General features: G+C 40.2%; 13 protein-coding genes and 1 other annotated feature. Of the genes, 1 reads left to right on the top strand and 12 read right to left on the bottom strand.

Translation table 11 applies throughout. The features are described 5' to 3' along the window. From ABDZ53_RS09950 to ABDZ53_RS09900, 11 genes are all read right to left on the bottom strand, one after another. Nucleotides 1–374, bottom strand: a 374-nt coding sequence (locus ABDZ53_RS09950) for a hypothetical protein (protein WP_343756099.1), incomplete at its 3' end; no start/stop codon positions are given. A 172-nt stretch (nt 375–546) separates the two neighbouring features. After that, the gene (locus tag ABDZ53_RS09945; RefSeq protein WP_343756096.1) at nt 547–738 is read right to left on the bottom strand and encodes a hypothetical protein; all 192 of its coding nucleotides are present in this window, start codon (nt 736–738) and stop codon (nt 547–549) included. Nucleotides 739–854: 116 nt separating this feature from the next. After that, on the bottom strand, nt 855–1,112 hold the full coding sequence (locus ABDZ53_RS09940) for a Veg family protein (protein WP_343756094.1): 258 nt from the start codon (nt 1,110–1,112) through the stop codon (nt 855–857). A 271-nt stretch (nt 1,113–1,383) separates the two neighbouring features. Beyond that, the gene (locus ABDZ53_RS09935) at nt 1,384–2,172 is read right to left on the bottom strand and encodes a hypothetical protein (RefSeq protein WP_343756092.1); all 789 of its coding nucleotides are present in this window, start codon (nt 2,170–2,172) and stop codon (nt 1,384–1,386) included. Between the two features lie 115 nt (nt 2,173–2,287). Then, nucleotides 2,288–2,791 (bottom strand): energy coupling factor transporter S component ThiW, encoded by a 504-nt coding sequence (gene thiW / locus ABDZ53_RS09930; protein ID WP_343756090.1) that lies wholly within the window; start codon nt 2,789–2,791, stop codon nt 2,288–2,290. Between the two features lie 486 nt (nt 2,792–3,277). Continuing rightward, complete coding sequence (gene rsmA / locus ABDZ53_RS09925) at nt 3,278–4,183, bottom strand: 16S rRNA (adenine(1518)-N(6)/adenine(1519)-N(6))-dimethyltransferase RsmA (RefSeq protein ID WP_343756088.1); 906 nt, start codon at nt 4,181–4,183, stop codon at nt 3,278–3,280. Continuing rightward, the gene (rnmV, locus tag ABDZ53_RS09920; protein WP_343756086.1) at nt 4,170–4,745 is read right to left on the bottom strand and encodes a ribonuclease M5; all 576 of its coding nucleotides are present in this window, start codon (nt 4,743–4,745) and stop codon (nt 4,170–4,172) included. The genes rsmA and rnmV overlap by 14 nt, the downstream gene beginning before the upstream one ends. A 13-nt stretch (nt 4,746–4,758) precedes the next feature. Then, nucleotides 4,759–5,529, bottom strand: a complete 771-nt coding sequence (locus tag ABDZ53_RS09915) for a TatD family hydrolase (RefSeq protein WP_343756084.1) — start codon at nt 5,527–5,529, stop codon at nt 4,759–4,761. A 126-nt stretch (nt 5,530–5,655) separates the two neighbouring features. Beyond that, a complete protein-coding gene (gene metG / locus ABDZ53_RS09910; protein ID WP_343756082.1) occupies nt 5,656–7,686 on the bottom strand; it encodes a methionine--tRNA ligase in 2,031 nt (676 codons plus the stop codon). A 94-nt stretch (nt 7,687–7,780) separates the two neighbouring features. Then, nucleotides 7,781–8,605, bottom strand: coding sequence for a Cof-type HAD-IIB family hydrolase (locus ABDZ53_RS09905; RefSeq protein WP_343756079.1), 825 nt, complete (start codon nt 8,603–8,605; stop codon nt 7,781–7,783). Between the two features lie 136 nt (nt 8,606–8,741). Continuing rightward, on the bottom strand, nt 8,742–11,153 hold the full coding sequence (locus ABDZ53_RS09900) for a glycoside hydrolase family 31 protein (protein ID WP_343756076.1): 2,412 nt from the start codon (nt 11,151–11,153) through the stop codon (nt 8,742–8,744). Between the two features lie 283 nt (nt 11,154–11,436). Continuing rightward, nucleotides 11,437–11,639 (top strand) — a binding site (T-box leader). A gap of 74 nt (nt 11,640–11,713) precedes the next feature. On the opposite strand from ABDZ53_RS09900, the gene tyrS reads away from it, so the two are divergent. Beyond that, nucleotides 11,714–12,979 carry a tyrosine--tRNA ligase gene (tyrS, locus tag ABDZ53_RS09895; RefSeq protein ID WP_343756074.1) on the top strand — a complete coding sequence of 422 codons (1,266 nt, stop codon included), beginning with the start codon at nt 11,714–11,716 and terminating at the stop codon, nt 12,977–12,979. A gap of 91 nt (nt 12,980–13,070) precedes the next feature. Here the strand turns inward: tyrS and ABDZ53_RS09890 are convergent, their stop codons facing one another. Next, nucleotides 13,071–14,036 (bottom strand): DUF1002 domain-containing protein, encoded by a 966-nt coding sequence (locus ABDZ53_RS09890; RefSeq protein ID WP_343756072.1) that lies wholly within the window; start codon nt 14,034–14,036, stop codon nt 13,071–13,073. Nucleotides 14,037–14,194: the final 158 nt, after the last annotated feature.

Genomic DNA, 14,194 nt, shown 5'->3' with positions numbered 1-14,194 from the left:
TAATTTAACATTATATTTATTTCATCATTTGAATAGATAGATGGTAATTTATTTGTTTTAGTTGCTTTAATATCTGGAAATACAGGAGTGGAATTATTCTCTATATATCCTTCGGACATACAGAAATCAAAAAACTTTTTAATTTCATCAAGCTCACGTTTTAAAGCATAATAGCTTTTTCCTCTATAATTTTGAACGAAGTTCATAATGTCTTCTGTGTGGGAATCTTTTACTGAATAGATTACTAGAAAACGCTCAATAGAAGATTTTTTCCGTTTAAGTGTCGTATCGCGATTTCCATTTTCTTCACAATAAGAAATATACTGGTTTAATAACACTTCGTCGACAGTACTTTTGTAGCTTCTTGTCACCATTTTATTCTCACCTCATAACTTTTTTCAGTATTAACTACTGATATGAAAATTATAAAGCAAAATGGTTATCATTAGTTTAACTATCCTTATTGTTAATCTTATAAAGTATTTAAATCAAACTGGTGATAATCATAAACTAGGGATAACCCGGGTAAGAACGACAACCTTCCGCTCATGTCACTGCTCCATCTACTGTACAGGATTCGGGCAGTATCGGACTTCGCTTTGTTTGGCAAGCTCGTCCGTCCTGATTCAGCCTTTGTATGAAGTTCCTGTTCGTCAGTGCAAGCATTTGCGTCCGTCTTTCTTCAGATTCCGCCTCACGGCGGACACCTTGACTTTCGCTAACAGTTCCTACTGCCAAGTCTGTAGTGGACTTTCACCACCAAGTTGTCGCCCATGCCGGGCGCACTAAAAAAAGTAGTATACGCTCCAAAGAGCGATACTACTATCCCCGTTTTTTTTATAAAATCATTCTAATTAATTCGGTACTAAACCTGTTTCTTCTAAGAATTCTAGTTCTACAGACTGTGTTAAAACATCTGTATAGCTAAATGAAACTCTTTCGACTGCATGTTGTTCCTTATCAAGCTCTACGACAAAGACTGCTGGATAGGTTTCAGTTAAAATCCCTGTGCGTTCTGTCGTCTTCTTTCTTCCTGCTTGAACAATCAGTTTCAGTTCTCTACCGATTTGAGAGTCCAAGTTTTCCTTGATACTAGCTAAAGTAATTGGCATTATCGACTCACCTCACAAAGTTGTAAATTTATTATAACATAAAAATACGAAAATTGAAAGCCTATTACTAATATAAAGTTCCTTATTACAGCAACATGAGAAAACAGTGAGGGGTGATATGCCTTGTTATAAAAGGTTTTTCCATGATTTACCTATTTCAAACATAATCTTATCTTCATTTTTACAAAAGGAAACGTTCGGAAAACTCCTAACACACAAAAAAGCAACCTGTTTTTCTTTTCAGAATAGGTTGCTCCTTATATATAGTTTTTTATTCCGCTGATTCAGCATCAAAATATTCAAAGGCATAGTAGGCTTGATTGACATCTTCGAGACCAATCATAAATTGCTCTTTATCTTCAGGGATTTCCAAATAAAGCGGCATTATGGTTTGATCTGCTAGTATGCCGAACTCCTCTTCAGATAAATAGAAGCGTTCATCTTGCAGGATGACGTTCCCGTTTGCATCTGTAAACTCAATACCTAGCTCAATGTTTTTAACATTTTCTCCCGTGCGATTGACAATAAGAAAAATAGCATCCCCATTTTCTTCAGTCATGCTGTATTCATAAATACCTGTCCAATGAATGACTATATCTCCTTCTGTCCCCACTTCTGCTGTATTATTGATTAACTCTTGCAGCTGCATCAGAATAAGGTCATTTTCCCCTAACATGAAAGATGTTTCTTCAAATAATAGCTCTCCATCAGATGTTCCAAAGGTAATGGACATTTCAATATTCGTATAGGCTTCTTCTGTTCGGTTCGAAATCAAAAAGATAGGTAGTAATAACTCTTGTTCAGCATCATCTAAATACAAGCCTGTGAATTGAATGGTAATATCATCAGGTAGGCCGACATCATCAATATCTGACGTTTCTACTAACTCATGTAAAATACTCAGGACTTCATCATTTTCAATGGTTAGCCCGGCCTCTGTGTCCTGATTTTCTTCTGTATCAGGCGTATTATTCGCGGCATCATCTGTTTCTTCATCTGCTGTTCCGTTACAGCCCATTAAAATTAGTGCCGCCCCTAACCCAGCAACCCACTTTTTCATAAGCTCCTCCACCTTTTTTTGGTTTTATTATACGTATACTATACAGGAATCGCTTATCAAAACAGAACAAAACGATTTGATTATCCAGGCAGATGAAGAGGTTATTGTTTAGTGGTTACTGCTTCCATTTAAGCACTCTTTCTTTAAAGTGTGGCCTTTTCATAAGTTGATAGACTAATATTACACCTACAACAGCTCCTATGATGGCACTGATTGAAAAGACAGGTACAAAGCCGAACAAAGCAGCTTCTTGACTCATAACTACCCGTGCGATAGGGTAACTAGCCAATGCACCTAGGATTCCGGTCCCTATGATTTCTCCAATGGCTAACCAGTAGAAACGTTTGGTTTTCTGGAAAAGGTAGCCCGATAAAAAGGCTCCTATCATACTTCCAGGAAAGGCCAGCAGTGATCCGGTCCCTGTAATGTTTCTCAGTACGGAGATACCAAAGGCTTGCGCTAAGCTATACCAGGGGCCTAATACAAAGCTGACAAGGACATTCATAAAATGCTGAAAAGGGGCCGCTCGCACAAAGCCTAACGGGATAATAATGAGACTCCCTCCTATATATCCAATGGCTATAAATAATGCAGTTAATACTAATGGTCTTGTTTTCATTTTCTCTATTCCTACTTCCTTACTATTATTTTACTTACTGGCCTTACTAACGGTCGTCCGGTTCCATAAAATAGCTTTATATGACTGAATGCGGTTAATTATCAAGCGTTAGGTCTCATATCCTGGCTATATAAGCCCTTCCTCTCATCTTTCACCTCTGTCCGGTCTCATAGAAGCTCTTAAAACCGACACAACAAAAAAACACTTTGCACCAGATGACAGTCATCGGACAAAGTGTATAAATGCAGCATAAATAAAAGATAAGGGCTAGGTTAAATAGACCTGCCAATAGACAGACCCCTCCCTTTTTTCACTCACTGATTCACCCACTCCCTCCGCTGGTATCATCCAGTTCAGGTTGCGACAGATTACTAAATAATCTGTTTAAGGATAAGGCTTATTCGCCACTTTCAGGACTACTCATGACACACCGGTCACCAAGAACTCTCCTAGGGTTTTTCTTATTCAATTATTTCCTATTACAGGTTACCTTTTTTGTTCAAGCATTTCAAGCTCTAATTCAGAAAAAGCATTAGCCAGTTCGCCAAATTCTTTTATGGAAAGAGTTTCCCCTCTTCTAATTGGGTCAATACCTGCCTGGTTCAAGCCTTTTTCCAATTTAGCCTTTACCTCTTCTTCTTTACCAAAAGCCTTCAATAAATTATTCCATAGAGTTTTGCGGCGCTGGACAAAAGCGGCCCGTGCTAATGTAAAGAATAATCTTTCGTCTTTTACTTCGACGTCTTTCTTTTCCTTCCTTGTTAAACGAATAATGGTCGATTCCACATTGGGTTGAGGCACAAAAACGGTTTTAGGCACGATGAAGGCTACGTGGGCATCCATGTAATACTGTACGGCAATGGACAAGGACCCATACGCTTTCGTACCAGGACTGGCTGACAGTCGGCTGGCTACTTCTTTTTGCATCATCAAGACCATTCTATCCACTGACAAATGAGACTCTAAAAAGCGCATGATAATGGGTGTGGTAATATAATACGGTAAATTCGCTACGACCACTATTTCTTTAGCGTCTTTCAAATGCTCCTCATAGAAAGCCTCTAAGTCTACGTCTAAAACGTCTTGATGTAAAATGGTCACATTGCCATACGGAGATAAGGTGTCATCCAGGACAGAAAGCAGACGATCATCAATTTCGAAGGCAAAAACATGCTTAGCTTTTTTGGCTAATTGTTCGGTCAAAGCGCCAATTCCAGGACCTACTTCAATAACGGTGGTTTCATCCGAAATATCTCCAGCACTTACAATGTTTTCTAAAATATTTGTATCAATAATAAAGTTTTGTCCCAGACTTTTTTTAGCTGAGAGATTGTACTTTTCTAAAATCTCTTTTGTTCGTTTCGGTGTTGCTATATCTCTATGCTCTGTCATCCGTTTTGTCCTTTCGTATCTGTTCGAGTGCATCTGTAACCTCTTTTTCTGAAATACCAAACATGTTCAGTCGTTTTTCCAATTGTTTGCCATTGGTATAGCCAATGCGCAACTGTTCGCCCAAAGCCCCCCTTAAGGCTTTAGCTTGAGGCGTGCCTATTAAGCCTTCTTTTAAAAGGAACTGTTTCGATACAACGGGTGTATAGTCTATTTTTTCTTCAACTACACTATCGAGTGCTTCTTGAATGGCTTCAACAGAGGCGTGTTCAATACCGATACTTTCTTTTTTTTGACCTCGGTAACGGGCATCGTCTCGTTTCAAAAAGGCATGTTTAATACCTGGGACTTCAGTCGATATGATTTTCCGTATCTTTTCTCCGGGTCCATCTGGGTCGGTGAAGACAATCACTCCGCGAGTCTCTTGGGCTAATCTTATCTGTTCGAGTATATCTTGATTGATAGCCGATCCTCTTGTTTCGATGGTATCCGCCTCAACGGCTAGGGAAACACGTTTGGTATCGTCTTTTCCTTCTACAACAATAATTTCTTTAATTTTTTTCACGTGACTACTCCTGTTAATCCGTCAATTTAAATAACTGAAGGGCATTTTGAGTGGTTTGTCTGGCGACCTCTTCATAAGGCAACTCACGCTGCTTGGCGATTTCTTCAGCTACATACCGCACATAAGCGGGCTCGTTTCTCTTCCCTCGATTGGGCATCGGAGCTAAATAAGGCGCATCCGTTTCAATCAAGACTTTGTCGAAAGGAACCTGTTTAGCCACTTCTCTTACTTCCGGGGCGTTTTTAAACGTCAAGACTCCGCTTAAGGAAATGTGCATACCAATATCCAAAAACTTTTCCATCCAGTAGGTGTCCAGATTAAAGCTGTGCATAATCCCGCCTGTGTCTCCGGCATGTTCTTCTTTTAATACTTTATAGGTATCTTCTGTTGCTTCCCGGTTATGAATACTAATAGGCAAATTGAGTTCTTTGGCCACTCTTATTTGGCGACGAAACACATCTTGCTGAACCGTTTTAGGGGCGGTATCCCAATAATAATCCAGACCCATTTCCCCCATCGCTACTACTTTATCTTCCTGCAATTGTGCGATTAATTTTTCTTCAATGGCATCTGAATAGGTTCCGGCTTCAGTTGGATGCCAGCCGATAATCGCATAGACTTCTTCGTACTGTCGGCTCAATTTGAAAGTTTTTTGTATCGTTTCTGTGTCAAAGCCAACAACAGCTAGGCGTGTGACATCATGTTCTTTGGCACGTTTGATGACGGCTTCTTCTTCGCCTTTGAATTGCGAAACATTAATATGCGTATGTGTATCAAAAAGCATCAGTGAAAACTCCTTTACTCTCCTCTTTCATCCTTATAAGGATACACTACAAAAGCAAAAATTCCAATAAAGATGAAAAAGACTCGGCTTTTTTCTTTATTGGAATATGCTTATATACATATAATCTTAGGCTATAATGGAACCATTTGGCATATGACTCGGTGCTTCTACTACAGCTAATTGCCCTTTTTCATTTTCAGCTGACAAAATCATGCCTTGGCTAATTTCTCCACGCATTTTTCGTGGTTTCAAGTTAGCGACAATCACGACTTTCTTTCCAAGCAATTCTTCTGGGTTCGGGTAAAACTCGGCAATACCAGATAAAATTTGTCGGTGACCGCCTTCGTCATTAGCGTTTAATCGGAATTTCAATAATTTATCCGCATTTTCGACTTTTTCAACTGCGATGACTTCCGCCACTTTTAATTCTACTTTATCAAAATCATCATACTTGATTTCTTTGTCTTTGACTGAAGTTAAGACAGTTTCTTCTGGGTTAAAGTCTTCTTCCTCTTCTTCTACGTCCTCTGTCACAGCCATCCAGCTCTGAATCTCTTCGGTTTCTTTTTCTACATCCAGACGAGGGAAGATAGGCGTGCCTTTAGAGACAACTTGTCTATTTTCCGGGAAGTTTAAAAAGTCGACGTGATCGAAGCTTAATTCATCTTCCTTTAAGCCGATTTGTTCAGCAATAGCTTGAGAAGTATGCAGTAAAACAGGCTGCAGCAGGACGGCTGTCACGCGTAAGCTTTCTGCTAAATGATACATCACGCTTTGAAGCTCTTCTTTTCTGTCTTCATCTTTAGCTAAAACCCATGGCTGAGTTTCGTCAATATATTTGTTCGTGCGAGAAATCAGCTTCCACACCGCTTGTAAAGCAGAGCTGAACTGCATGTTGTTCATTTGTAATTCGTAATCATTGATCACTTCTAAAGCGGTTAGTTGCAAGTCTGCATCAAAGTCTGTTTTCGTCCCTTCATAAGCAGGAACATGTCCATCAAAGTACTTGTTCATCATCGCAATGGTCCGGTTCAGCAAGTTTCCTAAATCATTGGCTAAATCATAGTTAATACGGGAAACGAAATCCTTAGGTGTAAAGACGCCGTCACTTCCGAAAGTCACTTCGCGCATTAAATAGTAACGAACCGCGTCTAAACCGTAACGTTCAACTAATTTCTCAGGGTAGATAACGTTCCCTTTAGATTTAGACATCTTCCCGTCTTTCATGAGTAACCAGCCGTGTCCGAAGATTTGCTTTGGAAGTGGCAAATCTAAAGCCATTAATAAAATAGGCCAGTAAATGGTATGGAAACGGACAATTTCTTTTCCTACCATTTGTACATCTGCAGGCCAGTATTTTTTGAACATCTCTGGCTGATTATCAAAGCCGCCTAAATCAGGGTCATACCCTAAAGCCGTGATATAGTTAGTCAGCGCATCAATCCACACATAAACAACGTGCTTAGGATCAGACGGCACGGGTACTCCCCAGTCAAAGGTTGTACGAGTCACCGCTAAATCTTCCAGTCCTGGTTTAATAAAGTTATTAACCATCTCATTTTTACGCGATACAGGTTGAATAAATTCCGGGTGTTCTTCATAGTACTGGAGTAACCGATCGGCATATTTGCTCATTTTGAAGAAGTAAGATTCTTCTTTTACCCATTCGACCTCATGTCCACTGGGCGCTACTCCGCCAATGACCGTTCCTTCTTCGTCTCTGTAGACTTCAGCAAGCTGTGTTTCCGTAAAGTACTCTTCATCTGAAATAGAATACCAGCCAGCATAGTCACTTAAATAAATATCTCCTTGGGCGAGAAGTTTTTCAAATATTTTACCAACAACTTCTTTATGCTTCGGGTCTGTTGTCCGAATAAACATATCATTCGAAATGTCTAACGTTTCCCAGAGTTCTTTAATGCTATCAACCATGCCATCCACGTACTCTTGAGGGGTTTGGTTGGTTTCTTTGGCTTTTGTTTCAATTTTTTGACCGTGTTCGTCAGTCCCTGTTAAATAAAAGGTATCAAATCCTTTTAAGCGTTTATAGCGGGCCAATACATCACTTGCGATAGTGGTATAAGCATTCCCTATATGCAGTTTTCCACTAGGGTAATAAATAGGGGTTGTGATATAAAATGAATTTCTTTCAGACAACTGAATGTCCTCCTTTTAACTCGTTATATGAATTTATTCTAATTCGAAAAAACTTACTTCCTTAGTATAGCATAGCTCATTTAAGCGACAAAATTTAAATTAAACCGAACCGTTTAAGGGCTTTTTGAATGCCGTCTTCATCTACACTGGTGGTAACATAATCGGCCCTGTTTTTCACTTCTTCCCAGCCATTTCCCATAGCGACACCTGTCTGAACAAAATCAAGCATCTCAAAGTCATTCGGGCTGTCACCAAAGGCATAGGTATGCTCTTTCTTTCCTCCGACTTCTTCCAGAAACCGTTGAATGCCCGTGGCTTTTGACACACCGGAGCTAATAATATCAACAGTCAGTTTATTGGATCGAGCAAAGTGTAATTCCGGGAATTCTATTCTGTAGTGCTTTTCTTCTTCCATCGATGTTTCTAAAATAATCTGGTATATAGGCTTGCCATCGAATTCAGTCTTTCTCGGCGGTTTTTTTATCGCCCGTTTGAGTAAAGACAGCTGTACCCGACCGGGAATGACTTTTGTTAAAGCCTTGAGAACGGTCCATACGGAACTTCTCTTCGCTAAAGACACAAGAGCATTACTGTAAATATCTTTGCTGCCGCACAAAATAATGCCATCTTTCCGTTTGACGGCCTGGTCCATCAAGCGCTCCACTGTTTCTGTTTGTATAGGATTATGATACAATACTTCCCCTTCGTGGATAATTAATTGGCCATTCATAGATATATAACTGTCAATCTCCAATTCTTTTTGTATCTCATAAATGAGTATCGGTGCCCGTCCTGTCGCAATAACCGGAATGACTCCATTGGCTTTCAATTGCTTCACGGCTTGCTTCGTTGACTCGGGAATAACGTTTCTGTGGTTGACCAGGGTTCCATCAATATCGAAAAACACAATTTTTGTCATATAAGGCGCTCACTTTCTTTAATAAACTTCTACATATTGTATCATGTATTTCTTTATAGTACTTTAAAAAAGTACAGAAAAAGGCTTAATTCAAGTTATTCTGTCTTTACTTGAATTAAAGCCTTCTGTTTATTTTCTAATCGACTTCATTAGGGTTAGCCCAGACGATTTCACTGACGGCATCCATCAGGTCTAGGTCTAAATCCAATGCTAACAAAGCACTTATGACACGTGCACTTGTTTTTCCTTTTACAACTGTTGTATAAATTTTTTCTTTTAGGCTATCCGCTAATTCCGCCCGATCAAGGAATCGGAACAGTTCACCATGCATGTCATTCCGTTTCATAGATACATTCTTGAAGTAAATGGTATAGGAAGTATCTATAGGTTGTTTAGGCAAAGTGATGGTTGTTATTCTTCCTTTTCGCTCAATGTCAGCTTCTACACGTTCATCATTCACATATACTTCAGGTCTTTCTTTCCAGTCAAAACTGACTAAAGAGAGAGTGAATTGACGTGTTTCAGGAAGAATATCCAAATTCCCTTCTGGTTTATTTATTTGGAAAACAGCCCATTCGCTATCTTCTTCAGTCCATTTTAAGTTCATTTTGGTTGTAGCCTCTTCGACTCCCACTCCCAGACCGTCATCTTCATAAAGTGAGAAACTGCCGTTATCTCCCGAGAACACTCTGATGTCCATCAGTTCTGGATTATTCACTTCATTTTGAGCAATACTGTCCATTGGAATAATCGCGCCAGCTTTTGCAAAGACAGGCATCGTGGATAAAGGTCTGTAGACATCAATCATACGATTGCCTTCATACACTCTTCCGTTAAAGAAGTCATGCCACATGCCTTCAGGCAGCCACACTTTTACTTTACTTAGTCGCAGAGACTCAATGCGTTTCGTGGTAATAGGTGCCACAATTAATTGCGTTCCGAAGTAATACTGATTCGGCACATCATATGCATCATCGGTCCATGGATAATGGTAGTACATCGGACGAATCATCGGCAGATCATCTGTATGGTTTAACACATTCATAGTGTATAAATAAGGAACCAGTTTATGTCTTAAACGCATAAATTCAGACACGACACTCTCCGCTTTCGATCCGTAACGCCATGGTTCTTTCCCGCTAAACTCACCGTTTTGACTATGCAGACGATTAATAGGCGAGAAAACACCATATTGAACCCAACGAATAAAGAGCTCACTGTCCTTTTCTCCACCCATATGTCCGCCGATATCATGACTCCACCAGCTGTATCCTACATTGGATGCAGTGGATGTAAAGTAGGGCTGGAAATTAAGTGAATCCCAAGTCGCTGCTGTATCACCAGAGAACCCAATGGGGTAACGATGCGAGCCGAGTCCCGCATAGCGTGAGAAAATAAGCGGACGGTTGTCGCCTCTCGTATGATCCATGAAATGATAATGGTTCAGCATCCATAAAGGATCGAGTCCGGCTACCTTAGTGATACTGCCTTGCTGCCAATCAATCCACCAGAAATCTACGCCGATTTCTTCATGCGGGTGATGAAGGAATCTAAAGTAAGCATCTAAGAAATCAGGGTCTGCAATATCAAAGTTTATGGGTTCATTATTTTCAAAATTGACCCCTAATTCTTTCGCCATTGGTTTATACATCTCTTCATAGGGTTGAACACCATTAGCTGGATGCAGATTCAATGTGTTTCTTAATCCGTTTTCCTTCAACCAGCTTAAAAATTCCTCTGGATCAGGGAATAAATCATTGTTCCATGTATAGCCTGTCCATCCAGATCCATATTCAGGTGGAACATCTGTGATGTGCCAGTCCATATCAATGACTGCAACAGAAAATGGGATGTCTTTTTCTTTAAATTTATTGATTAACTGCTTGTAGCCATCTTGACTATAAGGGTAATAACGGCTCCACCAGTTCCCTAAAGCATACCTTGGAAGCTTAGGCGTTTTTCCTGCAAGGTAATGATAATCTTTTAAGGTTCTTAAATAGTCTCTTCCGTAGCCGAAAAAGTACGTATCTACTATGCCGTCAGGTCTTTCTTCTACCCAACCATCATTGGTCAAAATCATGGATTTACTATCATCAATGATAGAATAACCGTTTTTATTCATTAAGCCTTCTTCTAATTCAATGGCTCCATCTTGGAAATCTAATGTACGGGCGGTTCCTTTTAAGGTTTCTGGTGTTTCTCCAAAATACCACGTACTGTGATACAAACTGTAATTTCCAAGTGCTTCAATCCGAAGGTTATACTTGGTAAACCCTCCTTCTTCTTTATGAAAAATAAGATGAGCTTTTTCGGTTAATATTTCGAGCATTTCATCCGTATCTTTCACGTCAAATTCAGGTGTTTCAAAATCACGATTTAAAACGGTTTGTGTTGCCATATCTTCGAATTCGCCGTTAGGATCATACTCTATTCTAATCAGAGCGGGTGTCAAAACGGTAAAACGGTAATTCTTCCATGTCACGACTGATTCTTCTGGTGCAACGGGATGAGCATCCATTTTAAATATATCTTTTCTGTTTTTTACCAATCGTTTTCATCCTTTCATAAAATAACCTAGTCATAGTTTAGCATACACAAAAAGAATCTCTGCATGCAACTAGTATGCAGAGATTCTTTTTTACTAGCATTCCTATTTAAGTTATTCGAAAACAGAAAAGTATTTTTCTTCAATATCTTTGTGAATGGCTTTGTTATAGAAGTCGGCTGCTTTGACTTTTAATACTAAATAGTTTAGTTGAAAAGTCAACAGCGGTTTCTGTTTTGGCGATTGACTTCATCCCCTTTTTCCCTTATACTTACGGGTATAAATAGATGAAGCAGTGAGTAGGCACAGTAGTGGGTTTGGTTCTTTTTTAGAGAGCGGATGGGTGGTGAAAATCCGTATGACCAAGCGACACGAATTACACCTAGGAGCATTCTCTTTGAGACGCAGCCCAGCGTTATGGGTATGAGTGAAACAGATGACTGAATCTGTTTTAATTTGGGTGGTACCACGGCACTGTTCGTCCCGGTGAAAAGCATTGGCTTTTTGCGGGGCTTTTTTTATTGTTCTTAATAACTATATACTAAACTATTGGAGGAAAAGAGATGAATATCATTGATGAACTGGAATGGCGCGGAGCCATTAACCAGCAGACAGACGAAGAAGGGCTACGTGAACTAACGGATGAAAAAAGCATAGCCTTATACTGTGGGATTGATCCTTCCGGTGACAGCATGCACGTCGGTCACTTGATTCCTTTTATGATTTTAAAAAGATTCCAGTTAGCCGGACATAAGCCTGTTATTTTAATTGGAGGCGGGACGGGGTCTATTGGTGATCCAAGTGGACGAAATTCTGAACGTGTCCTTCAAAGCATGAATAAAATTCAAGAGAATGCAGATAAATTAAGCGCTCAAATGCGCCATTTGTTTAAAGCAGGCTCTGATGAGTCAGGCATTAAATTAGTCAATAACTACGATTGGTTAGGTTCCTTAACCTTTTTAGACTTTTTAAGAGATTACGGAAAAGAATTCAATATCAATACCATGCTGGCAAAAGAAGTCGTTGCGACACGTTTGGACACGGGTATCTCCTTTACAGAATTCAGCTACCAGATTATTCAGTCCATTGACTTCTTGCATTTGTTTAAACATGAAGATGTGCAACTTCAAATCGGCGGATCGGATCAGTGGGGTAATATTACAGCCGGATTGGATTTGATTCGCAAAAAAGAAGGCGCTGATGCTAAAGCATTCGGGCTGACTATTCCATTGTTATTAAAGGCTGATGGAACGAAATTTGGTAAGTCTGCCGATGGAGCGATTTGGCTGGATCCGGAGCAAACGACTCCTTATGAGTTTTACCAGTTCTGGTTTAACCAGGATGACCGAGATGTGATTAAATACTTGAAGTACTTCACATTCTTATCTAAAGAAGAAATTGAGGACCTTGAAAAACAGGTAGAAACAGAACCTCACAAACGTGCGGCTCAAAAAACCTTAGCTGAAGAGATGACGCGTTTTGTACACAGCCAGGAAGCATTGGATGAAGCGATTCAAATTTCTCAAGCTTTGTTCTCAGGTGACATTCAGGATTTAACGGCTGAACAGATTGAATCGACTTTTAAAGATGTCCCGTCATCTGAAGCGCCAAAAGAAGAACGAAATATTGTGGAATTTTTGGTTGATGTGACAGGGATTGAACCGTCTCGTCGACAAGCACGTGAAGACATTAAAAACGGAGCGATTCGTATAAAAGGTGTTCAGATTAAAGACGTCGACTACACGGTTTCTGAAACCGATAGTTTTGACGGACGATTCATTATTGTCAGACGTGGAAAGAAAAAATATTTCCTAGTTCATTTAGTCTAATTTATGAGGAGCTGTCGCTTTGGCGATGGCTTCTTTTTTACCTATAAAAAAGCCGTAAAAGTCATCGATTGACTCTTACGGCTTTCCTGTGTTAATTGAATAATCCTCTAATGGCATCCCAAATCTGACGGAAGAAGTTTCCGATTTGATCAATGAGTCCACTGTCTTCTGCCTGCTGCCAGACGTCTCCGAAACGGTCGCGCAAATCATTGGAGAATTGTTCCAGTTGTTCTCTTACTTGAGCAGAATCAATGGCGCCTGTTTGTTGGTACCTCTCGAAGAAGGCCAGCAACCGGTCAATTTGATCCTGCGAAATCACGTTTTGCAAGTCGTTGTTAGCTAAAGCATCATTAATGATTTGTTCAATCTCTTCTCGAGTAGCCAGTTCATCTTGGCGGTCCCGAAAATCAGCCAACTGCTGCTTAATTTCGACTATGGCCTGGTCGAATCGTGAGGTATCAAAGTCTTCCTCATCGCTGTTTTCTTGAGCGATTTGGTTTGTGGTTTCCAATTCTTCCTGAGCCACTTCCATACGGTCTTGGTCTAAGTCTTCCCCATTCACGTCAAATGCTTTATAAATACCAGTCAAGGCGCTCTCACCTGTTACAGGGCGGATACTGGCAACCATAATCGTCACGTCTTCCACACCGGCTGTGATGGCTGCGTTTATATACTGTTCTTCAGTGATCTGAGTAATGTCGTCGGGCGTTTCTATAATAACCGTCACGCCTTCTCCTTCGTTTTCGCGCTGAACGAGAACGGAAGAGATCATACTGGCCGTGCTGCCGGATCCTGTGCCTAAGTATGTCTGCAGATCTTCGCCGGTAACGGCCACACTTGCGACGTTTTCCATGCTATCGATACCAAGCAAGTCAGCTGTTTCTTCTACTTGTGCGTCATCCAGTCCTCCACCATAAACGAAAGTCGGCAGTCCCCAGGCTTCATTGACGACACTCGTATCAATGCCTTCTGAGGCTTCAACCGTTGGTGCTGATACTAGAGATAATGTGCTTATAGCGGCTAAAAAGCCCAATCCTTTTTTCAATAAAGTTTTCATTTTAAACTCTCCTTTGGTGTTGCTTTTCATTTGGTGCAGTTATAGTATACCACCATCTTTTCCATTTGACTATTTTAGGTCGTGAGGGGTATGCGTCAAGTTTTCCTCGGTAACCTTTATTCTAAATCAACCACTGATTTAAAATGTGTTGATATCTT

The sequence above is a fragment of the Alkalibacterium iburiense genome, assembly GCF_039521845.1.
GTDB classification, from domain to species: domain Bacteria; phylum Bacillota; class Bacilli; order Lactobacillales; family Carnobacteriaceae_A; genus Alkalibacterium; species Alkalibacterium iburiense.
This window is presented reverse-complemented; position numbering and strand designations above follow the sequence as displayed.

Excerpts from the sequence above, each read along its gene's own strand:
- rsmA (WP_343756088.1), bottom strand. The coding sequence starts at position 4,183 with ATGACAGAGCATAGAGATATAGCAACACCGAAACGAACAAAAGAGATT.
- ABDZ53_RS09935 (WP_343756092.1), bottom strand. The coding sequence starts at position 2,172 with ATGAAAAAGTGGGTTGCTGGGTTAGGGGCGGCACTAATTTTAATGGGC.
- ABDZ53_RS09890 (WP_343756072.1), bottom strand. The coding sequence starts at position 14,036 with ATGAAAACTTTATTGAAAAAAGGATTGGGCTTTTTAGCCGCTATAAGC.
- ABDZ53_RS09915 (WP_343756084.1), bottom strand. The coding sequence starts at position 5,529 with ATGCTTTTTGATACACATACGCATATTAATGTTTCGCAATTCAAAGGC.
- ABDZ53_RS09940 (WP_343756094.1), bottom strand. The coding sequence starts at position 1,112 with ATGCCAATTACTTTAGCTAGTATCAAGGAAAACTTGGACTCTCAAATC.
- thiW (WP_343756090.1), bottom strand. The coding sequence starts at position 2,791 with ATGAAAACAAGACCATTAGTATTAACTGCATTATTTATAGCCATTGGA.
- ABDZ53_RS09905 (WP_343756079.1), bottom strand. The coding sequence starts at position 8,605 with ATGACAAAAATTGTGTTTTTCGATATTGATGGAACCCTGGTCAACCAC.
- tyrS (WP_343756074.1), top strand. The coding sequence starts at position 11,714 with ATGAATATCATTGATGAACTGGAATGGCGCGGAGCCATTAACCAGCAG.